The 22,468-nt window shown below is 32.5% G+C and carries 21 protein-coding genes; 15 read left to right on the top strand and 6 right to left on the bottom strand.

Going from position 1 to position 22,468, the window contains the following annotated elements:
* Nucleotides 1-5 precede the first annotated feature (5 nt).
* The 7 genes from ACQKCJ_RS10170 (at nt 6) to ACQKCJ_RS10140 (ending at nt 5,560) form a co-directional block, all read left to right on the top strand.
* Nucleotides 6-1,103 carry an MBL fold metallo-hydrolase gene (locus ACQKCJ_RS10170; protein ID WP_427401968.1) on the top strand — a complete coding sequence of 366 codons (1,098 nt, stop codon included), beginning with the start codon at nt 6-8 and terminating at the stop codon, nt 1,101-1,103.
* A 117-nt stretch (nt 1,104-1,220) separates the two neighbouring features.
* Entirely contained in the window at nt 1,221-2,345 is a 1,125-nt protein-coding gene (locus tag ACQKCJ_RS10165) for a lactonase family protein (RefSeq protein WP_427401967.1), read from the top strand.
* A gap of 333 nt (nt 2,346-2,678) precedes the next feature.
* Nucleotides 2,679-3,221, top strand: a complete 543-nt coding sequence (locus ACQKCJ_RS10160; protein ID WP_427401966.1) for a GNAT family N-acetyltransferase — start codon at nt 2,679-2,681, stop codon at nt 3,219-3,221.
* A 25-nt stretch (nt 3,222-3,246) separates the two neighbouring features.
* On the top strand, nt 3,247-3,828 hold the full coding sequence (locus ACQKCJ_RS10155) for a TIGR00730 family Rossman fold protein (RefSeq protein WP_427401965.1): 582 nt from the start codon (nt 3,247-3,249) through the stop codon (nt 3,826-3,828).
* Between the two features lie 129 nt (nt 3,829-3,957).
* Nucleotides 3,958-4,425 (top strand): SRPBCC family protein, encoded by a 468-nt coding sequence (locus ACQKCJ_RS10150; protein WP_271338313.1) that lies wholly within the window; start codon nt 3,958-3,960, stop codon nt 4,423-4,425.
* 73 nt (nt 4,426-4,498) lie between these two features.
* On the top strand, nt 4,499-4,867 hold the full coding sequence (locus ACQKCJ_RS10145; protein ID WP_427401964.1) for an iron chaperone: 369 nt from the start codon (nt 4,499-4,501) through the stop codon (nt 4,865-4,867).
* Between the two features lie 6 nt (nt 4,868-4,873).
* On the top strand, nt 4,874-5,560 hold the full coding sequence (locus ACQKCJ_RS10140) for a mutarotase (RefSeq protein ID WP_427401963.1): 687 nt from the start codon (nt 4,874-4,876) through the stop codon (nt 5,558-5,560).
* Nucleotides 5,561-5,593: 33 nt separating this feature from the next.
* On the opposite strand, the gene ACQKCJ_RS10135 is transcribed toward ACQKCJ_RS10140, so the two are convergent.
* The 4 genes from ACQKCJ_RS10135 to ACQKCJ_RS10120 are packed head-to-tail and all read right to left on the bottom strand — an operon-like array spanning nt 5,594 to nt 9,007.
* A complete protein-coding gene (locus ACQKCJ_RS10135; protein WP_427401962.1) occupies nt 5,594-5,956 on the bottom strand; it encodes a VOC family protein in 363 nt (120 codons plus the stop codon).
* A 28-nt stretch (nt 5,957-5,984) separates the two neighbouring features.
* Nucleotides 5,985-6,410, bottom strand: coding sequence for an SMI1/KNR4 family protein (locus ACQKCJ_RS10130; protein WP_427401961.1), 426 nt, complete (start codon nt 6,408-6,410; stop codon nt 5,985-5,987).
* Nucleotides 6,411-6,425: 15 nt separating this feature from the next.
* Nucleotides 6,426-6,851, bottom strand: a complete 426-nt coding sequence (locus tag ACQKCJ_RS10125; RefSeq protein ID WP_427401960.1) for a hypothetical protein — start codon at nt 6,849-6,851, stop codon at nt 6,426-6,428.
* An 8-nt stretch (nt 6,852-6,859) separates the two neighbouring features.
* Nucleotides 6,860-9,007 (bottom strand): cation:proton antiporter, encoded by a 2,148-nt coding sequence (locus tag ACQKCJ_RS10120; protein ID WP_271338319.1) that lies wholly within the window; start codon nt 9,005-9,007, stop codon nt 6,860-6,862.
* A gap of 316 nt (nt 9,008-9,323) precedes the next feature.
* Here ACQKCJ_RS10120 and ACQKCJ_RS10115 point away from each other — a divergent pair, with 316 nt between their 5' ends.
* The 8 genes from ACQKCJ_RS10115 (at nt 9,324) to ypfJ (ending at nt 21,416) form a co-directional block, all read left to right on the top strand.
* Nucleotides 9,324-10,751: an L-serine ammonia-lyase gene (locus tag ACQKCJ_RS10115; protein WP_427401959.1), complete on the top strand. Its 1,428-nt coding sequence runs from the start codon at nt 9,324-9,326 to the stop codon at nt 10,749-10,751.
* Nucleotides 10,752-10,874: 123 nt separating this feature from the next.
* Complete coding sequence (locus ACQKCJ_RS10110; RefSeq protein WP_427401958.1) at nt 10,875-12,074, top strand: SH3 domain-containing protein; 1,200 nt, start codon at nt 10,875-10,877, stop codon at nt 12,072-12,074.
* 49 nt (nt 12,075-12,123) lie between these two features.
* Nucleotides 12,124-12,942, top strand: a complete 819-nt coding sequence (panB, locus tag ACQKCJ_RS10105; protein ID WP_427401957.1) for a 3-methyl-2-oxobutanoate hydroxymethyltransferase — start codon at nt 12,124-12,126, stop codon at nt 12,940-12,942.
* 381 nt (nt 12,943-13,323) lie between these two features.
* On the top strand, nt 13,324-14,013 hold the full coding sequence (locus ACQKCJ_RS10100; RefSeq protein ID WP_427401956.1) for an RluA family pseudouridine synthase: 690 nt from the start codon (nt 13,324-13,326) through the stop codon (nt 14,011-14,013).
* Between the two features lie 73 nt (nt 14,014-14,086).
* The gene (locus tag ACQKCJ_RS10095; protein ID WP_427401955.1) at nt 14,087-15,415 is read left to right on the top strand and encodes an aldehyde dehydrogenase; all 1,329 of its coding nucleotides are present in this window, start codon (nt 14,087-14,089) and stop codon (nt 15,413-15,415) included.
* A gap of 122 nt (nt 15,416-15,537) precedes the next feature.
* A complete protein-coding gene (locus ACQKCJ_RS10090) occupies nt 15,538-16,329 on the top strand; it encodes a hypothetical protein (RefSeq protein WP_427401954.1) in 792 nt (263 codons plus the stop codon).
* Between the two features lie 92 nt (nt 16,330-16,421).
* Nucleotides 16,422-20,474 carry a PAS domain S-box protein gene (locus ACQKCJ_RS10085; protein WP_427401953.1) on the top strand — a complete coding sequence of 1,351 codons (4,053 nt, stop codon included), beginning with the start codon at nt 16,422-16,424 and terminating at the stop codon, nt 20,472-20,474.
* A 93-nt stretch (nt 20,475-20,567) separates the two neighbouring features.
* Entirely contained in the window at nt 20,568-21,416 is an 849-nt protein-coding gene (gene ypfJ / locus ACQKCJ_RS10080; protein ID WP_427401952.1) for a KPN_02809 family neutral zinc metallopeptidase, read from the top strand.
* Between the two features lie 480 nt (nt 21,417-21,896).
* On the opposite strand, the gene ACQKCJ_RS10075 is transcribed toward ypfJ, so the two are convergent.
* Together ACQKCJ_RS10075 and ACQKCJ_RS10070 are read right to left on the bottom strand one after the other, a co-directional pair.
* Nucleotides 21,897-22,172 carry a hypothetical protein gene (locus ACQKCJ_RS10075; protein ID WP_427401951.1) on the bottom strand — a complete coding sequence of 92 codons (276 nt, stop codon included), beginning with the start codon at nt 22,170-22,172 and terminating at the stop codon, nt 21,897-21,899.
* Nucleotides 22,173-22,283: 111 nt separating this feature from the next.
* A partial coding sequence (locus tag ACQKCJ_RS10070) for a hypothetical protein (RefSeq protein WP_427401950.1) occupies nt 22,284-22,468 on the bottom strand: 185 nt, incomplete at its 5' end.

The raw sequence follows: 22,468 nt of genomic DNA, 5'->3' as shown, positions 1-22,468 counted from the left end.
TAACCATGATACTTACCATACTAATTCTTTTGTGCGCCGTTCTTATTTTTGTTTTACAACATCCCAGATATGGCAAAAAACCATCAGGAGCAAGATTGGCTTTAATGCAAAAGTCGCCTCAATATAAAAACGGAAAATTCGAAAACATCTCTTTTACACCAGAACTTGCCGAAGGTTACAGCTTCTCTAAAGTTTTCTATAATTTTTTGTTTAAAAAAGTAGACCGTAAAATTCCCACTGATACAATTCCATCCATAAAAACCAATCTAAAGGAGCTCCCTATCAATCAGGATGTTTTGGTTTGGTTTGGACACTCCTCCTATTACATTCAGCTTGAAGGAAAACGATTCCTGATTGATCCTGTTTTTAGCGGCAACGCCTCTCCTATTTACGGAACTACAAAAGCATTTAAAGGAACTGATATTTATACCGCCGATGACTTTCCTGAAATTGATTATTTGCTGATTACACACGATCATTATGACCATCTGGATTATAAAACAATCATGGAGCTAAAACCAAAAATCAAAAAAATAGTTTGTGCACTTGGCGTGGGTTCACATTTTGAATTTTGGAATTTTCCAAAAGAAATTATTATCGAAAAAGACTGGCATGAAAAAATCGAGCTCGATCAAAATTTGACACTTTATACTACTCCATCAAGACACTTTTCGGGCAGAAGTATTAATCGTTGCAATACGCTTTGGACGTCTTTTGTTTTAGCAACCAAAGATTTTAAAATGTATTTGGGAGGAGACAGCGGTTACGACACGCATTATGCTGAAATTGGTAATAAATTTGGACCTTTTGATATTGCACTTATCGACAACGGTCAATATAATCCGGCATGGAAATACATTCATAATTTGCCTGAGGATGTGATAAAAGCCATGAACGACCTAAAAGCAAAACGCGTGTTTCCGGTACATTCTTCAAAATTTCCATTAGCGCTGCATCCTTGGGATGAACCTTTGATAAAAGTGACTCAATTGAATGCCGCTTCAGAAAATCCGATTCCGTTGATAACTCCAAAAATTGGGGAATTAGTAGAATTGAAAAATGAAAAACAAGAATTTCAACAATGGTGGAAAGGGATTAAGTAATTGTAGATTTTAGAATAGAGAGTATAGGATAGAGAGTATAGATATAAAATGCGACTGTAACTGCAAATTGAAACTTGAAACCTGAAACCTGAAACAAAAATAAACCTTGCAAAAAACATGAAACAAAAAATAACCTTTTTCGCAATTACTTTTCTGATCACTTTAAATAGTTTCTCGCAAAATACTTATGTCTTTTTAGGAAGTTACAATCGTGATTTGGCTGCAGAATCTATTCAGGTGTATCAGTTAGATACTTTAGGAGGGAAATTAAGCAAAGTAACATCAGCAAAAAACACTATCAATCCTTCGTATTTGACTTTATCGCCAAACGGAAAATATCTATATGCATGCACAGATACAAAAACGCCAAATGCAGGAAGCGTAAGCAGTTTTGAATTTAATCCGGAAAACAAAACATTGACTTTTTTAAACAAACAATCAAGCGGCGGCGAAAATCCTGTTTATCTCTCTGTTCATAAAAATGGTAAATGGCTGGTAAACGGTAATTATACAGAAGGAAGTGTTTCAGTACATCCACTATTAGAAAACGGAAAAATCGATTCGATTGCACAAAATCACCAATATTCTGATGGAAGTATCAATAAAGAAAGACAAACAAAATCTCATGTTCATTCGACTGTGTTTTCGCCTCAAAATGATTATCTATTTCTACCCGATTTAGGCGCTGATAAAATCCGTTGTTATCGTTTTGATGAAAATCAAAAACAGCCTTTGCTCGAAACAAAAGTGCCGTTTACTAAAACTGATTTAGAAGCCGGACCCAGACATTTGACTTTTCACCCTAATGAAAAATTGGGTTATTGTATCGAAGAAATGTCCGGATCAATAAGTGTCTACCAATACGAAAACGGAACTTTAAAACAAATTCAGCGCATCAACACACATCCTGATGTAATAACATCTGGTTTTGAAAGTTCTGATATTCATATTTCACCAGACGGAAAATTTCTATACGCCACAAATCGGGGCAAAGAAAATAATATTGCCATTTTCTCTATTGATGAAAAGGGACTTTTGAAAAACATTGGTTACCAGTCGACTTTAGGAAAACATCCACGAATCTTTGCCATCGATGAAAGTGGAAAGTTTTTAGTCGCTACAAATGTCAATTCAGGAAATGTAGTAGTATTTAAAAGAAATTCAAAAACCGGATTACTTAAAAAAGTGGGAAAAGAAGTTAAAGTGGAAAATGTTTCCTGCGTTCAGATTAAGAATATATAATCGCTCACGGATTAACCAGATTAAACCGGTTCTCGTAGATTTTTATATCTTATTCTCCTTTTTTGTCATTTCGATCGAAGAGAGAAATCACACTAGTTGATCGACCAAGATTGTCGGCATTTCTTTGCGGAGTTTCATGTGTGATTTGCTTCGCCTGTTCGCTATCGCCAGAGCCTCCTTGGCATCGAAATAAACTTCATATATAAAATCATTTTAATCCTGTAATCTGTGGCAAAACAAACAATTCCCAAAAAACTAAAGTAAATTTTTTATTTTAAATTCGTGCTCATTCGTAAACTTTAGTAGTAAACGAAAACTTTAAAACTTTAAGAAATGAATAATTCAGAATTCAATTTACAACCGGAAATTTTAGAAGACGAAATAACAAAACTAATTCTATTGCAGGAAAGTGATTTTGACGCACTTTATAAAGTAGCTTCAGATCCTTTAATTTGGGAACAGCATCCAATTAAAGACCGATATAAAATAGAAGTTTTCAGACCTTTTTTTGATGCTGCAATCAACTCAAAAAGTGCTTTTTTGATTTTAGATAAAAAAACAAATGAAATTATAGGCAATACCCGTTATTATGATTACAATCCGGAGAAATCCAGTATTGCAATAGGTTTTACCTTTATTGGTCGAAAATTCTGGGGTGGATTATACAATAAATCAAATAAAAAACTATTAATAGATTATGCTTTTCAACATGTAGATTCGATACTATTTCATATTGGTGCAGATAATATTCGTTCGCAAAAAGCAGTATCAAAATTAGGCAGTGTAAAAATTGGTGAAATAAGTGCTATCAGTAATATTCCTCTTAATATGCCTCATTTTGAATATGAGTTAAAGGTTGAAGATTATAAATTATAACATTTACTGAAACAAAAGATAAACAATGAAAAGAATTACCGTTTTCTGCGGTTCCAGTTTTGGTACCGATGAAATTTACAAAGAACAAGCAACTTTACTTGGACAGACTTTAGCTAAACAAAATATCGAATTGGTTTATGGTGGCGCAAATGTTGGTTTGATGGGCGCAATAGCAGATGGAGTTTTGAATGCAGGAGGAAAAGCAATTGGAGTTTTACCTAATTTTTTACGATCGAAAGAAATTGTACATTTAGGTTTAACTGAATTGATTTTAGTAGAAAGCATGCATGAAAGAAAAACCAAAATGAACGACTTATGTGATGGCGTAATTGCACTTCCGGGCGGTTTTGGAACTCTTGAAGAACTTTTTGAAATGCTGACATGGGCACAATTAGGACTTCATAAAAAACCTATTGCCATTTTAAACATCAATGGTTTTTATGATGCATTGATTGAATTAACAAAAGTTATGGTTGAGAAAGGTTTATTGAAAGATATCAATCAGCAAATGTTATTAGTAAGTGATAACATTGATGATTTATTAGATCAAATGAAAAATTATGTAGCGCCAACTGTTGGAAAATGGATTGACAAGGAAAAAGCATAAGTAAAACGCTCATCCCGAGAAGTTAAACAATTAGAGCCAAAAAATAAAAAATTAGAATTATATTTACATTTACTTCTAAACCTCTATATTTTAGCACTTAACATCTAACCTATAACTTCTTATTAAAAAATGAAAGCAGAAAACAACCACTTCGCAAAAGCCGAAATGCTGATTAGAAAACCTGTTTCAGAAGTTTTTCAGGCTTTTACAGACCCGGAAATAACACGTAAATTTTGGTTTACAAAAGGTTCCGGAAAATTAGAACAAGATACCACCACTGAATGGATTTGGGAAATGTATGGTTTTTCACTAACGGTTACAACACTAGTTTTACAGGAAAATCATAAGATTGTGATCGAATGGGGAAATCCTGATGAAACCACATTAGTCGAATGGATATTTAGCCCACTAAACGAACATGAAACTTTTGTAAGCATTATCAATTCAGGATTAAAAGGAGATGCTGATAAAATAATCGATCAGGTCAGAAACTCAACCGAAGGTTTTACTTTAGTCTTAGCCGGAGCAAAAGCATATCTAGAACACAAAATAGAACTGAATTTAGTTTTGGACCGCTTTCCTAAAGGACTTGCATAAAAAAGTTTCATTTTTTTTTTGTTTCAGGTTAGTTACGAAAACTTGAAACCTCAAACCAAAAAAAACAAAAAAAATGGACATAAAGAAACCTGCAGATATCGACGAATATATTGGCGCATTCCCAAATAATATTCAGGAGATTTTGAAGGAAATCAGAACAACAATTCAGAAAGCTGCTCCGCATGCCAAAGAAAAAATTAGTTATTCGATGCCGGCTTTTGACCAAGACGGAATCGTTGTATACTTTGCAGCTTTCAAAAATCATATTGGTCTGTATGCTTTGCCTAGTGGTCACGAAGCTTTTAAAGAGGAGCTCTCAAAATATAAATCAGGAAAAGGTTCCGTACAATTTCCCCTTAATGAACCAATACCATTAGATTTAATAACCAAAATTGTAAAGTTTAGAGTGAAAGAAAACCTTGAAAAAGCAAAAAAGAAATAATTTTAAATGAATTTAACTGAACATTACAATCAGCTTTATACCAAATCTTCCGGAGAAATTTTAAACGGAAATTATAAATTAGATACGCAAATAAATAATGTATCTGATTCCAGATTTGGCATCACGTTATTAATCCGTCCAAGCGAAATAATAAAAGCCAATATTCAGCTGTTTTTAGATGAATTAAAGGCAATTGAACCCAATCAATATTACTATCCTGATTCAGATATTCATATCACGGTCATGTCAATTATTTCATGCTACGAAGGTTTTACTTTAGATAAAATAAACATTCGCAAATATGTCGACGTAATTCAACAAAGTTTAGTGCATCTCGATAAAATTAAAATTGAATTTCGAGGTATTACAGCTTCACCTTCTGCGATAATGATTCAAGGTTACCCTACTGATGAATCATTGAATAATTTCAGGAATAAACTTCGTGAAGACTTTAAAAAGTCAGCTCTGGAACAAAGTATAGATAGTCGATACACAATAGCAACTGCACATACCACAGTTATGCGATTTCAGGAAAAGCTTGAAAACCCAGAAAAATTAATACAAATTGCAGAAAAATTTCGCAATTATGATTTTGGGAAATTCAAGGTAAAAAATATGGAACTAGTTTATAATGATTGGTACCAAAGAGAAAGCAACACAATTCATTTAGCCGATTTTTATATAGCAAATTAAAAAACTTGCGCCTTTGTACCTTCGTGACAAAAACTATTTATTAAACTTCCCAAAGTGCCATAAAACACCAGACGGATCGTGTAAAAAACATTCGCTTCCCCAATCTAAATGCACTGTAGGTGTTAACTTAACTCCATATTTTTTAGTTAAGTTCAAAGCCAATAACTGATTATAGTAATAATCAACATCTTCAACTTCAAGAAAAATCATAGTATTTTCGTTCCAGCTTTTGTCATAATAATCCTGAAGATAAAAGGCTAAATCTCCAGTCTTAAAAACAGAAAACTTTGAATCTAAAACTCCTTCTTCGAAACCTAAATCCCGATAGAAATTTCTGGAAATTTCGAAATCTTTGGCTCCAATAAAAGGTCTGATTGAAATTGCTTTGTGATTCATCTTATTGTGTTTTATAAATTATATAAATTTAAGAAAACCATTCAATTTTATGATCAAGACGAATAAGAAAATCAGTAAATGACTTTCCAATTTCAATATTATGTTTACTATCCAAATCAATAAAAGGAGAAAGTATTATTTTTACATTATCAGATTGATCTATTTCAATCCCTATAAATTCGCCGCTTCCGTTTGAACCAATCCCAATAGTTCTGCTCAATTCTTCAACTATATTATAGTTTTTATTCGCTTCAATAATTTCTTCTAAACTCCAGAGATTAATAAATTCAACACCAATAAACTGGTCAATACCAAAATAATTTTCAAGATAAAAAATATAATCTTTCGGGAGTTTTAAACCTGAATACGACTCAACATCAGCTACTTCAACAGAAGCTTTTATATCCCTTTTTGGAAAATCGCATTTTGACATTATTTCTAGTAGATCATCCATAATCGAAATGCTGTTTTATAAATTGATATTATTATAATAAACCAGGAACCATTTGTTTTTAATGAGTTTGAACTGTCTTTCGACTTCAAAACCACTATCAGGAATCCAAAATCTTTCGATTATCAAAGTATCGGTTTTTACCAAACTATGTGCGTAATTTTGTATTTCATTTTTCTCAGAAACCGGAACATTTATAAACTTCCAATTTTCTTTAGTCCAGTTGTGTCTGTCAAAACCCGAAACCGAGATTCCATCAATAGGAAAGTCTACTCTTGAAATCTGAAAAACAGAATCTGAATGAAATTGAGAATTAAATACATCAAAATTCTCCCCTTTTAAAATTGTAGTTTTTTTTGATTCTGATAAAGATTCCTGCTTTTTATGCTGACAGCTTATCAAAATCAAAAATGCAACAATAGATACTACTTTTAGACAATTCATAATCAAAATTACCCCTTCTTCAAAATATTCCCTAATCCTCGACCAATTTGCTCAATGGCTTCAATACCTTTCGTTAATGGAGTTGCAGTAAAATCTTCATACGCATCCATAGATGTTCCTTTGCGGTCATCATGGGCATAAACCAAAATCAGATTATTTTCATTAAATAATCGCTCAAATTTCTGTGGTAATTTGTCAAAGATCGACTGATAAGAAACAGATCCTTTTCTCGATAAATTAAAGACTATTAAATCTGTCAGTTTTATTTCTTCTGAGATCGATTCAAAATCATCCCAATCCATAATACTTTTAAAACCTAACTTAGCATTTAATTTCAAATTAACAGCAATTTGCTGGATTGCCTGATGCGTTTTATATTCAGCGTAAATCACAATCGGAATACTTAATTCTTGAGATAATCGGCAGATTTTCTGCAATAAAAGATGAAATCCAATTCCTCTTTCAGAAAAAGGCGGACAAATAAACACCAATCTTTTTTCTTCTATAAAAGTCTTTTGAAACCTGCAGATAAATAAACTTTTATCTACATTATTGATAATTGAATCTACATTTTCTCCAAAAATCTTATCCAGAAAACCCGTTTTTCTTGGCCAGCCTACAATCACAATATCTGACATGATTTCTTTAGAAGTTCTCGCAATTCCACTCGCGGGATTATGGTCGATTCTGGCAATTGTATTTATTTTTACTTCTGAAGCAGATCCCTGAATAACAAATTTATCAACTGCTTTTCTATACTTTAGAATATTCTTTTCGGCCTGATCATTATTTGGTACAATCGTTAACAAAGTGACCGGATTAGCTGATTTTTTATCTTTAATTAAAAGAGCAAAATCCAGTAAAGTAGCCGTCGCAGAAGTTTTGGCTAACGGAATTAAAATATGTTCATCTAAAATTTGATCGCTATGTGCATCTTCATGCGAAACCTCTTCTTCGCAAATTGCTATTTTTTTAGCTGCTTTTTCAGTTGCAAACGAAGCAACAATACAAGTAATTAATATTAAGATAATAGTTCCGTTTAAGATGTTTTCGTCCAGAATCTTTGCTTTAAATCCAACCAAAATAACGGCTAACGTTGCGGCAGCATGTGCACTGCTTAATCCAAAAATAAGTTGTCTTTCAGTCTTCGTATATTTAAAAACAATCTGAGTAAAAAATGCCGCAATCCATTTTCCAAAAATAGCTACAACACTCAAAGTTCCCGCCACAATTAATGCCGTTGGTCCGCTAAGAATCACGCTGATATCAACCAACATTCCTACCGAAATCAGGAAAAAAGGAATAAACAATGAATTCCCGATAAACTCTATTCTATTCATCAATGCCGACGAATGCGGAATTAAAGGATTTAATGCCAGACCAGCAACGAACGCTCCAATAATGGGCTCTACTCCTGCTACTTCGGCTAAAAAGGCCGCAAAGAAAACAACAGAGAGTACAAAGATATAATGAGCGTGTTTTTCGCTTTCTAATTTTTTAAAGAACCATTTTGCGATTCTCGGAATAACCAAAAACATAATGGCTGAGAAAATAGCCAATGAAACTGTTAGTTTTATCCAGAAAGCCTGATTCAGGTTTCCCTGACTGCTTCCCATAATAACAGCCAGAATAATCAAAACAGCTGTATCAGTTAATATTGTTCCTCCAACAGTAATTGCAACAGCCTGATTTTTTGCAATACCAAGTTTACTTACAATTGGGTACGCCACCAAAGTGTGTGTTGCAAACATACTCGCGGTTAAAAAACTAGCATTAAAATCGTATTGTAACAAATAATAACAAACCGGAAACCCTATCGTTAACGGAAAAATAAAGGTAAAAAAACCGAATAATAAACTCTTATTTCGGTTGGCTTTAAACTCATTCATATCCAACTCAAGTCCCGCGATAAACATAATATAAAGAAGCCCAATTGTAGAAAACAAATCTACTGCCGAATTTTTTGCCAGAATATTAAGTCCGTGTGGTCCAATGATTACTCCAGAAATAATAAGCCCAATAATCCCGGGAATATTGATTTTTTTTAATAAAATAGGCGACAAGAGAATAATGAAAAGTATTAACGAGAAAATCAATACTGGATTGCTAAGCGGTAATTCGAATTCTTGTAAAAAATGCTTGAAAAATTCTATCATAATGTAATTTTATCTTCTTTGTGGTATTTCAATTTTTCGCAAAAGATCTGTGCAAATTAAAACAAAACCTCAGAAGTTATTATTTACCGATTTATTTAAAACTAAAAAAATCGGATTCTTTAGTGATTACTTCATTACAAAAATACCTAAAAAAAATGCGAACTTTTCACGAAAACCGCATATTAAGTAATAAAATTTGTTTCGTTGCCAAATTATTAATATTTAATATTTTTTTTAACAAAACTGCAACATTAACAAACGAAAGTAAAAATTCATTGCATTATTCAATTATCTTTGTCTTAATAAATATTGCACAATGGAAGAATGTATCTCTGTTTTTGATATGCTTAAAATTGGCGTTGGCCCCTCAAGTTCTCATACTTTAGGGCCTTGGAGAGCCGCAGAACGTTTTTTAGAAGAGCTGAAAGACGAATCAATTTTAGACCAGGTTAAACGGGTTAAAGTCGACTTATACGGATCCCTTTCATTAACAGGAAAAGGTCACGCTACTGATTTATCAGTAATGTTAGGTTTAAGCAGGCAAGATCCTGAATATATCCCGGTTGACAATATTGCAGGGATCATTAAAACGATCGAAGATACAAACGAGATTGTTCTCGCAAACGAATATAAAATTCCGTTTTATTTTCTTCAGGATATTGTGTTCAATAAAGAGTTTCTTCCTTTTCATGCAAATGGACTAAAATTTACGGCTTACAAAGCTGACGATTCTGAATATGAATCTACTTTCTATTCTATTGGAGGTGGTTTTGTAGTGAAAGAAGAACGTACAAATGCAAAAATCAAGGAGGTCATAAAATGTGCTTTCCCCTTCCCGATTCAAAATGCTGTTGAACTTTTAAATTATACGGTTTCAGAAAACAAATCTATATCAGAGATTGTTTATGAAAACGAAAAATCAATGCGTCCGGAAGCCGAAATTCACTCTGAATTAATGCGCATCTGGAATACGATGTTAGAATGTATGTATATTGGCTGCCATACCGGAGGAATTCTCCCAGGAGGATTAAATGTTCGCAGAAGGGCTTTTGATATGCACCAAAATTTAATAGGTTTATCGAATTATTCGAACCCGCAAACGTGGTTGGAAGAAATCAGGAAAACTGAAGTGAAATTTCGCCAAATCTTAAAATGGGTAAGTTGTTTTGCACTTGCTGTAAATGAGGTAAACGCTTCTTTAGGCCGTGTTGTTACTGCACCTACAAACGGAAGCGCCGGTGTAATCCCTGCCGTTTTAATGTATTATCTGGTAATTGAAAACCACGATGCAGGCGAAAAAGAAATCAAACAATTTTTGATGGTTGCCGGAGAAATTGGAAGTATCTTTAAAAAAGGGTCTACCATTTCAGCAGCAATGGGCGGTTGTCAAGCCGAAATTGGCGTTTCGTCATCTATGGCTGCGGCGGCACTTTGCGAATTAATGGGCGGATCTCCTGCTCAGGTTTTAATGGCTGCCGAAATCGCTATGGAACATCATTTAGGTTTAACCTGTGACCCAATTGGCGGTTTAGTTCAAATCCCGTGCATCGAAAGAAATACAATGGGAGCAATAAAAGCAATTAATGCTGCTGAACTTGCTTTGGAAACAGATTCTAAAAATGCAAAGGTACCTTTGGATAAAGTCATCAATACAATGTGGCAAACGGCAAAAGACATGAACTCAAAATACAAAGAAACCTCTGAAGGCGGATTGGCAATTGCTGTAAATATGGCGGATTGTTAAAATAATAAAGGTTGCCACAGATTAAAGGATTTACACAGATTAAGTAAGTATGAATTAAGCATATTAAAAAAATCATTTTAAATCCTCTAATCTGTGGCAAAAAACTCTTCCAAATTTTACTTCATGAAAAAATATTACTTTCTTATTACAATACTATTTTGTTCCGTTTTAATGCATGCTCAGGAACGTTATTTCCTTAATTCAGATACGCGTTTGTATATTTCTTCGAATGCTTCTGCTGATTTTTTGGGCTATTTTAAATATGGTGCCGAAGTACAATTATTATCAGAAAGCAAAAACGGCTGGTACGAAGTAAAAGCTGATAATTTATCTGAAGGTTATATTCCTGAAAAATATGTCGCTACAAGATTAAACGCCAAAGATGTTAAAGTTAGAGACAATGAAAATCCTATTTTAGAAGGCGGAGATAATTATTACGGCGGAAACCATCTTTTTGTTTTAGTTGCTGGTTTGAAAGCGCGAGCACAACCAGATAAAAATTCAAAAATCAAAGAAATATTAAATACAGGAGATCCTGTCGCTATTAATTACCTTCCTAAGAATCAGGAAGACTGGGTTAATATAAGTGGCAATTTTAATGATGAATATGCAAGGTTTACGCTAAGAAAGTTTGTTGGCAAAAGACCTGATTTCAATACTTTAATAAATGACTTTGACAAACTGGATGTTGCTAATATCACAGAGCGCAAAACCATTGGCGAAAGACTTGTAGAATTAGCCTGGAATAGTGACAACACTACTTTAGCTCCTGCATATCAAAGATATTATGAAGTGGTTAAACAATTAAATGATCCGAAACTTCTTGCTGATACAGAATTAAATATGGCTGTTGCCAAAGGAGTAACAAAACATAAAAAGCCGGAAGAAATTCTTGCTTTCGTTAAAAAATCCGAATTTATTTTGAAAGGAGTAAAAACCAAATCATGGTATTTAACCCAAAAAGATTTGGTAAACACTTTCGGAAAACCTCCTAAAAAAGCAATTGTAAGCGATGAATGTGGCGTTTATCTAAGTAAAACTTTTTATTACTATCCAGATTTAGAAGCTTCTGTAGATGAACAAAAAAATCAGGCCGAAATAACTAAAGTTTTTATTAACGAAAACAACAAGTTAGTTTTAAATCCGAACGCAATATTAGACAATTCAGTAACTGAAAAAGCATTTATCGAAAAATACGGTACTTATATTGGTGCTTCTATAAAAGTACCACATTCTTACTCCATACAAATAGAAGACAGCGAATTTAAGATAGAATTTAAAGATGGAAAGTTATTTTCGATCGAAATATTCTTCTATTGCTGATTTCAATCTATAATTATTCAATACTTTTACATCTTCAAAAAAAAACAAAATGTCAGTAGCAAAAAAAGATTATAAAAGAATCACAACAAAGTCATTAATCGAAATGAAAAGCAACGGAGAAAAAATCTCTATGCTAACGGCTTACGATTTTACAATGGCAAAAATTGTTGATACCGCAGGAGTCGATGTGATTTTAGTGGGCGATTCAGCATCAAATGTTATGGCGGGTCATGAAACGACGTTGCCAATTACTTTAGATCAAATGATTTATCACGCTTCATCTGTAGTTCGAGCTGTAGAAAGAGCACTAGTTGTGGTAGATTTACCTTTTGGAAGTTACCAATCTGATCCAAAAGAAGCTTTGCGTTCTGCTATTAGAATCATGAAAGAAAGTGGCGGACACGCTGTGAAACTTGAAGGAGGGAAAGAAATAAAAGAATCTATCAAAAAAATATTAAACGCAGGAATCCCAGTTATGGGACATTTAGGTTTAACACCGCAATCAATCTACAAATTTGGAACTTACAGTGTTCGCGCCAAAGAAGACGAAGAAGCAGAAAAATTGATCGCAGACGCAAAATTGCTTGAAAAAGTAGGTTGTTTTGCTATCGTTTTAGAAAAAATCCCTGCCCATTTAGCAGAGCAAGTTGCCAAAAGTATTTCGATTCCAGTTATTGGTATTGGTGCCGGCGGTGGCGTTGACGGACAAGTTTTGGTTATTCATGATATGTTAGGAATGAACAATGAATTCAGTCCGCGTTTCTTACGTCGCTATTTAAATTTATACGAAGAAATGACAAAAGCAATTGGTCAATATGCTGCTGATGTTAAGTCTAGTGATTTTCCTAATTCCGGTGAACAATATTAGTTTTTTTTAAGGTTCAAAGTAACAAAGTCTCAAAGGTTTTAAAATTATAAGTTCAATGCCATTAAGTTAAGCGTTTTTTTGAATGCAGACTAATTATTTTTGTGTCAATAACGCTATCAGAATCCGCAATCGCGTTATCTCGACGAAGGAGAGATCACACAAAAAACTCGACAAAGATTGGCGAATATCTGAACGGAAATACTAGTGTGATCTCTCCTTCGTTGAGATGACAAACTTTGAATTTAAGCTTGGAGACTTGGAGAGAAAATTATGATAATAAACTTAACTTAACAAAATTGAGCTTTAACTAGAACAACATTTGAAATTCATAAAAAAGCTTTAGCCAGAATTTCTCCTTATCTAAAATTCCCAACAAATACAATGAAAATAATATCAGATAAAAACAACTTACAAATACTACACGAAGACAACCATATTATTGTGGTTAACAAACGCGTAGGCGATATTGTACAAGGTGATAAAACGGGTGATAAACCTTTATCTGATGTTGTAAAAGAATACATAAAAGACAAATACAATAAACCTGGTGACGTTTTTCTGGGAGTGATTCATCGTTTAGATCGTCCTACAACCGGAATTGTTGTTTTTGCCAGAACAAGTAAAGCACTTACGAGAATGAACGAAATGTTCAGTAATCGTGAAACACAAAAAACCTATTGGGCAGTTGTCAAGAATAAACCTCAGGAAACAACTGCCAAATTGGTTCATTATATTAAAAGAAACGAGAAAAACAATACTTCAAAAGCACATTTAAAAGAAGTTCCGGACAGTAAATCGGCAAGTTTAGACTATACTGTTTTTAAAGAACTTCAGAATTATGTGGCACTGGAAATCAATTTACATACAGGTCGTCATCATCAAATTCGCGCTCAATTGTCAGCAATTGGATCCCCAATAAAAGGAGATTTAAAGTATGGTTTTGACCGAAGCAATCCTGACGGTGGAATTCATCTTCATGCAAGAAAACTGGTTTTTATACATCCCGTTTCTAAAGAAAATATTACAATTGTAGCGCCAACTCCGGACGAAACAATCTGGAATGCAATTTGATTTTATGAAACAATTGTTAATTTTTTAATTTTTATCGATTAACTTGCATAGGCAAAAACAAGTGATCATAAAAATGGACTTTAAAAACGACATCGGGTACAGAAGAGAAACGCTGAAAAAATTGTTGTACAATATTCAAAAAAGCGAAGACTTAATTGTAAAAGCTTTGTACGATGATTTTAAAAAGCCAGAATTTGAAGCTGTTTTAACAGAAACAAATTATGTCATTTCGGAATTAAAAGATACCATAAAAAACATTAATAAATGGGCAAAACGAAAACGTGTTTTCCCATCCCTTCTTAATTTTCCCTCTACAGATTATATTTTTAAAGAACCATATGGAAACGTATTGGTAATTGCTCCCTGGAATTATCCTTTTCAATTGGCTTTATGTCCTCTAATCTCTGCAGTTGCAGCGGGAAACAGAGTTGTTTTAAAACCATCAGAACTTACACCCCATACATCAGCAATAATCGCTAAAATCATAGAAAAAACATTTCATGTCAATCATGTAGAAGTTTTTGAAGGCGGTGTCGAAGTATCAAATAAATTATTAGCCCAACGCTGGGATTATATTTTCTTTACAGGAAGTGTTTCAGTTGGTAAAATTGTAGCAAAAGCCGCTGCAGAAAATTTAACTCCAATCACTTTAGAATTAGGAGGAAAAAATCCTTGTGTTATAGACGAAACTGCCAATTTAAAATTAGCAGCCAAACGTATTGTTTGGGGAAAATTTATTAATGCAGGTCAGACTTGTATTGCGCCGGATTATATTCTGATTCAGAAAAACATGAAAGTTAATTTCATTACTTTTTTAATTGAAGAAATCATAAAGGCTTACGGTAAAAAAATGGATAAATCCCCTGATTTTGCCCGTATCATTAATACCAAAAACTGGTTGCGACTCGCAAGTATGATTGAACCTGAAAAAGTAATTTTTGGAGGAGAAACAGACGCTAATGAACTTTATATTTCACCAACATTAATTGAAGAACCGGCACTCGAAAGTCCTGTAATGAATGAAGAAATATTTGGACCCATTTTACCAATTTTAACTTACGAAACACAAACTGACATTGATACTATAATCAATCGCTATGAGAAACCTCTTGCATTTTATATTTTTAGCGAAAATAAATCGTTCGCCAAAAAATTAATCAAAACATATTCTTTTGGCGGTGGATGCATTAATGATACAGTTATTCATTTTTCTAACAAAAGACTTCCTTTTGGAGGTGTTGGATACAGTGGTATGGGCGCTTATCACGGACAATTGAGCTTTGATGTCTTTTCTCACCACAAAGCTGTCGTAAAAAAAGGCAATTGGTTAGATTTACCAATGCGATATGCACCCTATAAAGGCAAATTATCATCTATAAAAAAGGTACTGGATTGGATGTAATAAGTGAAAAACAATTTTGTAATGTTTGCAGATTTTCAGACGGATTTGATTAAAAATATTATATTTACGTCACATATTTATCTTAAAAGACAAAATATAAAAACAATACCACTTAATAAAAAATGAAATCTATCGTTGAACAAATCAAAGACATTAAGAATCAAGGTTATCACTTAGATTTTTCAGATGTCTTTAACAGTGCTTTTGAAAACTATAAAAAAATAGCACTTTATGCCGGATTAATATTATTAGTATTTTCAATACTTTTTGGTATTATCGGTTCTATTGTATTAGCAGCAATTTTTGGTGCAGATAAATTAAGCAATCCTGCATTTTTTAATATTCAGCCTATCCATCTCTCCAGTACTCAAGTACTATATTATGTTCTGGGAACAGTTCTTTTTTCAGCATTATTAAGCCCTTTTAGTGCCGGTTTTTTAAGAATGGCATACTGTGCAGATCGCGATCAGCAATTTAATGTTTCAACAATTTTTACATATTATAAAACCAAACATTTTTTACAAATATTTCTGGCAACTGCAATCATATCATTGTTTAGTGCTTCAATTTCTACATTTCTGGAAATTCAGAAACTTAGTAATTTAGGAATTATTATCTCACTGATTATATCTTATTTTACGTTTTTAACAATTCCCCTTATAATATTTGGAAATTTAAAAGCGCTTGATGCAATAAAGTCAAGTTTCATTATTATTTCAAAACAACCACTTGTGCTTTTTGGACTAATGACTACAGTTGTAGCGGGTTTAATTGTGGGTTTTATGGCTTTTTTTATTGGAATTCTTTTTACAGTTCCACTTAGTTATTCAATGACATATGCTATATATCATGCAATTTTTAAAAATGACAAGGAAGATCCAATTGATTCAATTGGTCAATCGGATTTAGAATAAACAGAAAATTTTATATAAAAACAGAACTTAACCTACTCTGATTTAAAATTTTTTAAAAGAAATTTTACTAAACCAAACATACCCCAAATTCAATGGTAGAAAACTATAGTTTTTTCAATTCGTTGATTTCAGGAATTACCTCCCACGGTAATGCCCTAGACTCAATCATTACAAACTGGTATGTTTTCACCTCAGATATTATTTTTTTTCACAATTCTAAATTTATCATTTTAGGATTAATGTTATTTGGTTTTCTGGGGATACTAGTTTATCAATTCTTTCGGATCAGAGCCAGAATTGGTTATTTTATAGAAAAAAAGCTAGAGGTAGAAACAGGTAACAGAGAATATCAACTCTACATTCTCTTCTTTGGTATTGCGATTATTGTAATCGAAATCATTAATGAAATCTTTAAAATCAGGCCTAAAAGCTTATTAATCGTAAATTTATCAATAGGATTTGCAGTCCTGATTATCTATCTTATAACAAATAAAGTAAAATTTTTACGGGATCATATTCAACCCATTTTTATATTCTTTTTCTTTATTTACATAAGTTATGTGGCAAACAACATTATTATTCTTCCAAATGATGTTGTACCAATAATAGTTTTTTTAATTTCATTTTTCTTTTCTTACAGTATTCTAAAACCCATAAAAGTCTATTGGTTTTTCATTATTTTGGTTTTTGTTTTTTTAGTTCTCACAATTATTTTCGATCTGATTCCTCTAAAATCATCAATCTTATTGATTAATTTCTGTATTCTGATTTTCATACTCAATCAGGTAAAATATGCCGTTTTATTAAACAATCTTGACAATTTCAGATTTACAAATGAGATTGTTCACAAAGGAAACTCATTAACAATTGCCACAAATAAAAAAAATGAAGTCCTGTTTTGCAGCGAGACCATAACATCAATTTTAGGTTATTTACCGGAAGAAGTGACTGGTTTAAAATTCTGGAAATTAACGAAAGAGACTGATTATATTGACAATATTAAAAACTTAAACCACGCAGAAAACAAACTTTATATTCGAAAATTAAAAAGCAAAAATGGCGAATACAAGTACATTCAGTGGAAAGATAAAAAATTCTCCGACGACTTAATTATAAGCATTGGTCAGGACGTTACAGAACAAATTAATGTTCAGGACCAATACAAAAATCTAATTCAGACCGCTACAGATATTATATTTGAGATTGACAATAATGGCTGTTTTACTTTTGTAAATGATTTTGGCTTTTCGATCTTGGGTTATTTTGAAAATGAAATTATCTCACAACACTACTCAAATTTTATTCATGAAAATTATCAAAGAAATGCAGTTGATTTTTATGAAAATCTAGATCCTAATGAAAATAATTTTCCAACAATCGAAATTCCAATTTTAAAGAAAAACGGAAAAACATTATGGATCTCCCAAAAAATAATAACCCGTAAAAATGATTTGGGACAAACAATCGGTTTTGCTGGTATAGCCAGAGATATTACTGATATTAAAAACATAGAAAACGAGAAAAAAAAGCGTCTAAAAAAAATAGAAGCTTACAACAATTCAACAAAAAAATTATCTACTTCAGATTTTAGCAAATATGCTAATTTAAATACTGTTATTGATTACATTATAAAAGAAGCAGCTACGGTAACGAAAACAAATCGCGTCAGTTTCTGGAAATACAATAAAGACCTGATTACGTGCAAGAACTTATTTAGCGTTGATAATCAAAACTTAAGCGACAAAAATATTCTTGACAAACAATCTTATCCAATTTATTTTGAAACTTTAAAAAACAAAGCCATCATTAACGCCCCGGATGTATTTAATAAACTAGAAACATCAGAATTTCAAAAGCTCTACTTTACCAAAAATCAAATTAAATCAATGTTGGATGTTCCAATATTTTTGAGTGGACAATTGGCGGGAGTAGTTTGTTTTGAGAGCACTGAAGAAAAAAGAGATTGGGATAACGAAGACATTACATATGCCCGAACGATTTCAGATATAATTTCTATTGCTATTTCATCTCAAATGCGTCTTGAAGCTGAGCGAAGATTAGAATTTAAAAGTCAATTACTTTATGCGCTTTCACTATGTACTGAAAAGTTTTTATTGAGCAAAACTACTCATGAAATGTTTCAGAAAACTTACGATTTAATAGGCAAAGCTGCTAAAGTCGATCATATGTACTATTATGAAAAAGATTTTACAACCAACACTGTTAGTCAGAAATACAAATGGTCAAGAAAAGGAATCAGGCATCAAACAACGGATTTACAACAACTTACAGAGGATAATTTAAAAGAAATTTATGAAGCTGCTAAAAATAGAAAAATACTAAACAAGCTGACGCGTAAACTTGAGAACACTTTTTTTAAAAAACTATTAATTGATAATGAAATCAAATCGATTTTGATTTTACCTTTATATATAAATGATATTTTTACCGGTTTCATAGCTTTTGATGATTGTACAAAAGAAAGAAAATGGTCTGAAGAAGAAATCTATATCTTTCAGGTTCTTGCCAATAACATTTCATCAGCATTGGAAAGGAATCGAAATGAGGCTAAAATTCTTGAAAGTGAAGAGAAATTTAAATTGATTGCCAATAATATTCCCGGAACTGTTTACCTGTCTAAATTTGACGCTTTTTCGACAAAAATTTTCCTTAACGACGAAATTTTAAATTTAACAGGTTATTCTAAGTCAGAATTTATTGAAAATAATTTATCTTTTCTATCCCTTATTCATCCGGAAGATAAAGATGAAGTAATCAACAATCAAATTGATAATTTACAAAGCGGAATACCTTTGCACAATATATACCGGATTCGAAGAAAAACAGGCGAATATATTTGGGTAGAAGAATTTGGAGATGTCATTAAAAAAGGCTCTGAAATTGAATTTGTAGGCGGGATTTATTTTGATATCACCAACAAGAAAGAAACTGAAGATGCCATAAAAGCCAAGCAACTGGCCGAAGCTGCAAATAAATCCAAATCGGATTTCCTTGCCAATATGTCCCATGAAATCAGAACACCACTAAATGGTATTATCGGCTTTACCCATTTATTAATGAAAACGGACTTAGAAGAAATTCAGGAAAAATACATGACCACTATTAATCAATCAGCACATTCGCTGTTAGAGATTATAAATGATATTCTCGATTTTTCTAAGATCGAAGCCGGAAAACTAGAATTATTTATCGATTTATATGATATTAAAAAAGTATTAGGTCAGGTTTTTGATCTAATTGTGTACGAATCGAATCAAAAAAATCTTAAATTAGAATTAAATGTCGATAACAATGTTCCTAAATATATCTGGACAGATATCGTCAGGATCAAACAAATTTTAATTAATTTACTTTCAAATGCAGTAAAATTCACGAACGAGGGTTCAATAAAACTGAATGTTTCTATTCTTAAAAAGAATACAAATAATAATTGTACTATCCGCTTCTCAGTAATTGATACAGGAATTGGTATTCTAGAAAAAAATCAAAAGAAAATTTTCAAAGCTTTTTCACAAGAAGATAGTTCCACAACAAGAAAATTTGGAGGAACTGGCTTAGGGTTAACAATTTCAAATCAGTTACTAGCCTTAATGGAAAGCAAATTACAATTAGAAAGTAAAATTGACACAGGGAGCAATTTTTATTTTGATTTAAATTTAAAAACAAGCAACCAAAGTATTAACGAAAAATACAATGATGAATTAAAAAAAATCAACCTTGAACATACTACCAAAAACACAACTAAAAGCTATAAAAACATTACATTTTTAATTGTAGAAGACAACAAAGTAAATATGTTATTATTAAAAACTATTATCAAAAACCTCTACAGCACAGCTTATATCTATGAATGTGAAAATGGTTACGAAGCCGTAACTCAATTTGAAAGTATTAATCCCGATCTTGTTTTTATGGATATTCAAATGCCAATTATGAACGGTTACGAAACAACAAAAGCCATTAGAAATATCAATTCAGGAAGAAATATTCCAATAATTGCTGTAACAGCCGGCGCTGAGAAAGACGAGAGAAACAAATGCCTATCAGCAGGAATGGATGATTATATCTCAAAGCCAATTATAAAAGGAACTGTAGAAGAAGCCTTAGTAAAATGGTTAAAATAGTTAAACTAAATCGTTTCATATAACTTGTAATTCCCAAAAAATATATAAATTAGTACAACAAATAATTTACAATAAACTAAAATACAATATAATATGAAGTGGCAAGGCAGAAGACAAAGTGATAATGTTGAAGACCGACGATCAATATCTGGCGGGAAAGTAGTCGTTGGAGGTGGTATTATTGGTATTATTATTTTATTAGTAAATGTTTTTGGCGGAGAAAATGCTCAACTTATCACTCCTGTTTTGGAACAATTGCAAGGCGGTCAACAACAAACTGAAGCCACAGCCACGTTAAGCAAGGAAGATGAAGAAATGGGTAATTTTGTCAGAGTAATTCTCGCAGACAATGAAGACATTTGGAGTAAAATATTTGCTGAACACGGAATGAAGTACAAAAATCCAAAATTAGTACTCTTTAGAGGTTCTGTAAATACGGCTTGCGGCGGAGCATCATCTGCATCCGGACCATTTTATTGTCCGGGAGATCAAAAAGTATATATGGATTTAGGGTTCTTTGAAGAACTGAAGACTAAATTCGGTGCCAAGGGTGGCGACTTTGCCATTGCCTATGTTATAGCACATGAAATTGGACATCACATACAAACCTTAATTGGAACTTCAGCAAAAATGCATCAGGCACAAGAAGGTAAAAGTCAAGCCCAAGCTAACAAACTCTCTGTTGCCTTAGAATTACAAGCTGATTTTTATGCAGGAGTCTGGACACACTACAATCAGGAAAATTTAGATACCGGAGATATCGAAGAAGCGTTAAGCGCCGCTAATGCAGTTGGTGACGATGCTATTCAAAGAAAAATGTCTGGACAAGTTATTCCCGATTCCTTCACGCACGGTACATCTGAACAAAGAATGTACTGGTTCAAAAAAGGTTTTAAAACCGGCGATATCAACCAGGGAAATACTTTTGAAGAAATAAGATAATTATAATTCATAGACCAAACTATTATAACCAAATGAGCATGATTTAAACATCATGCTTTTTTTTGTTTTTATAATACACTTAACAAATAAGTTTTGATAATATCATTCCTTTTTGCAACCCAGAGATAAACAAAATTCATTTCACCCTTTTAAATTTATTTTGGAAGTTTGGGTTTACCGCAAAAGGATATCGCTGCCATCCCTAACGCAATCTAAGATAAAGAGAAGTGTCATTATTAAAATGAAATCCCAATGTATTTCCCATTGAACCTTTACAAACTTTACAAGAACATTAAATCAATAGTTTTTTTGTGCTTCTCTTTTAAAAAAGCAAATTAGAAACTATTTAAGAAAAAATGCATAAGAAGCAAGGAAAGCAAAAAGAAAAACAACTTTCCACAATTGCATTTGGTAACAAAATATTATCCGGTCCAGCTTTGCAAACTTAACGAATGCTTCAGCGGAATTTTTGTGTTGATCCTAAGAATCCTTAAAAGATATTTCGTCTGTATCCCAAAGGCTTACTTCTTTATAACAAAGTGAGGAGTCATTTAGAGGTAAAAAGTAATAGGTGTTTTTTGTGTATAAATTGTATGTTTTATTTGCAACTAAGACATTATCAGTTGTCCTGATTGTCAAACTAAATATTTCTAAGATATCAGAAGTCTTTCCTTTTACTTTTGGAGATGCAGTTATTTCAAACTCATTAGCACTAGTTGTTGTATCATCGTTTTTTATCCAATTTACTTCAGACATTGCAAATGCTTCAGCAGAATCTTTTAATGCTAAAGTAAAAGCATTTAGAAGTCAATTTAGAGGAGTGAGTAAAGTAGATTTCTTCTTATTCAGATTATCTAATCTTTTTGGTTAATCCCCAACTTTTGCGTTTGATCCAAAGAAAGGCGACAGACCCCGATAGCTATCGGGCTCCCGCATAACCCCGGTATTTTGTAAAAAAAAAAACCCTGTTTCGCTAGAAACAGGGTTTTCAAAAGAAAGGCGACGACATACTCTCCCACATAACTGCAGTACCATCTGCGCAGGCGGGCTTA

This window comes from Flavobacterium sp. NPDC079362, from assembly GCF_050267765.1.
GTDB classification, from domain to species: domain Bacteria; phylum Bacteroidota; class Bacteroidia; order Flavobacteriales; family Flavobacteriaceae; genus Flavobacterium; species Flavobacterium azizsancarii.
This window is presented reverse-complemented; position numbering and strand designations above follow the sequence as displayed.

Excerpts from the sequence above, each read along its gene's own strand:
- ACQKCJ_RS10135 (WP_427401962.1), bottom strand. The coding sequence starts at position 5,956 with ATGAATCACAAAGCAATTTCAATCAGACCTTTTATTGGAGCCAAAGAT.
- ACQKCJ_RS10075 (WP_427401951.1), bottom strand. The coding sequence starts at position 22,172 with ATGTCTGAAGTAAATTGGATAAAAAACGATGATACAACAACTAGTGCT.
- ACQKCJ_RS10085 (WP_427401953.1), top strand. The coding sequence starts at position 16,422 with ATGGTAGAAAACTATAGTTTTTTCAATTCGTTGATTTCAGGAATTACC.
- ACQKCJ_RS10145 (WP_427401964.1), top strand. The coding sequence starts at position 4,499 with ATGGACATAAAGAAACCTGCAGATATCGACGAATATATTGGCGCATTC.
- ACQKCJ_RS10095 (WP_427401955.1), top strand. The coding sequence starts at position 14,087 with ATGGACTTTAAAAACGACATCGGGTACAGAAGAGAAACGCTGAAAAAA.
- ACQKCJ_RS10170 (WP_427401968.1), top strand. The coding sequence starts at position 6 with ATGATACTTACCATACTAATTCTTTTGTGCGCCGTTCTTATTTTTGTT.
- ACQKCJ_RS10140 (WP_427401963.1), top strand. The coding sequence starts at position 4,874 with ATGAATTTAACTGAACATTACAATCAGCTTTATACCAAATCTTCCGGA.
- ACQKCJ_RS10150 (WP_271338313.1), top strand. The coding sequence starts at position 3,958 with ATGAAAGCAGAAAACAACCACTTCGCAAAAGCCGAAATGCTGATTAGA.
- ACQKCJ_RS10090 (WP_427401954.1), top strand. The coding sequence starts at position 15,538 with ATGAAATCTATCGTTGAACAAATCAAAGACATTAAGAATCAAGGTTAT.
- panB (WP_427401957.1), top strand. The coding sequence starts at position 12,124 with ATGTCAGTAGCAAAAAAAGATTATAAAAGAATCACAACAAAGTCATTA.
- ACQKCJ_RS10155 (WP_427401965.1), top strand. The coding sequence starts at position 3,247 with ATGAAAAGAATTACCGTTTTCTGCGGTTCCAGTTTTGGTACCGATGAA.
- ypfJ (WP_427401952.1), top strand. The coding sequence starts at position 20,568 with ATGAAGTGGCAAGGCAGAAGACAAAGTGATAATGTTGAAGACCGACGA.
- ACQKCJ_RS10125 (WP_427401960.1), bottom strand. The coding sequence starts at position 6,851 with ATGAATTGTCTAAAAGTAGTATCTATTGTTGCATTTTTGATTTTGATA.
- ACQKCJ_RS10165 (WP_427401967.1), top strand. The coding sequence starts at position 1,221 with ATGAAACAAAAAATAACCTTTTTCGCAATTACTTTTCTGATCACTTTA.
- ACQKCJ_RS10110 (WP_427401958.1), top strand. The coding sequence starts at position 10,875 with ATGAAAAAATATTACTTTCTTATTACAATACTATTTTGTTCCGTTTTA.
- ACQKCJ_RS10100 (WP_427401956.1), top strand. The coding sequence starts at position 13,324 with ATGAAAATAATATCAGATAAAAACAACTTACAAATACTACACGAAGAC.
- ACQKCJ_RS10120 (WP_271338319.1), bottom strand. The coding sequence starts at position 9,007 with ATGATAGAATTTTTCAAGCATTTTTTACAAGAATTCGAATTACCGCTT.
- ACQKCJ_RS10160 (WP_427401966.1), top strand. The coding sequence starts at position 2,679 with ATGAATAATTCAGAATTCAATTTACAACCGGAAATTTTAGAAGACGAA.
- ACQKCJ_RS10130 (WP_427401961.1), bottom strand. The coding sequence starts at position 6,410 with ATGGATGATCTACTAGAAATAATGTCAAAATGCGATTTTCCAAAAAGG.
- ACQKCJ_RS10115 (WP_427401959.1), top strand. The coding sequence starts at position 9,324 with ATGGAAGAATGTATCTCTGTTTTTGATATGCTTAAAATTGGCGTTGGC.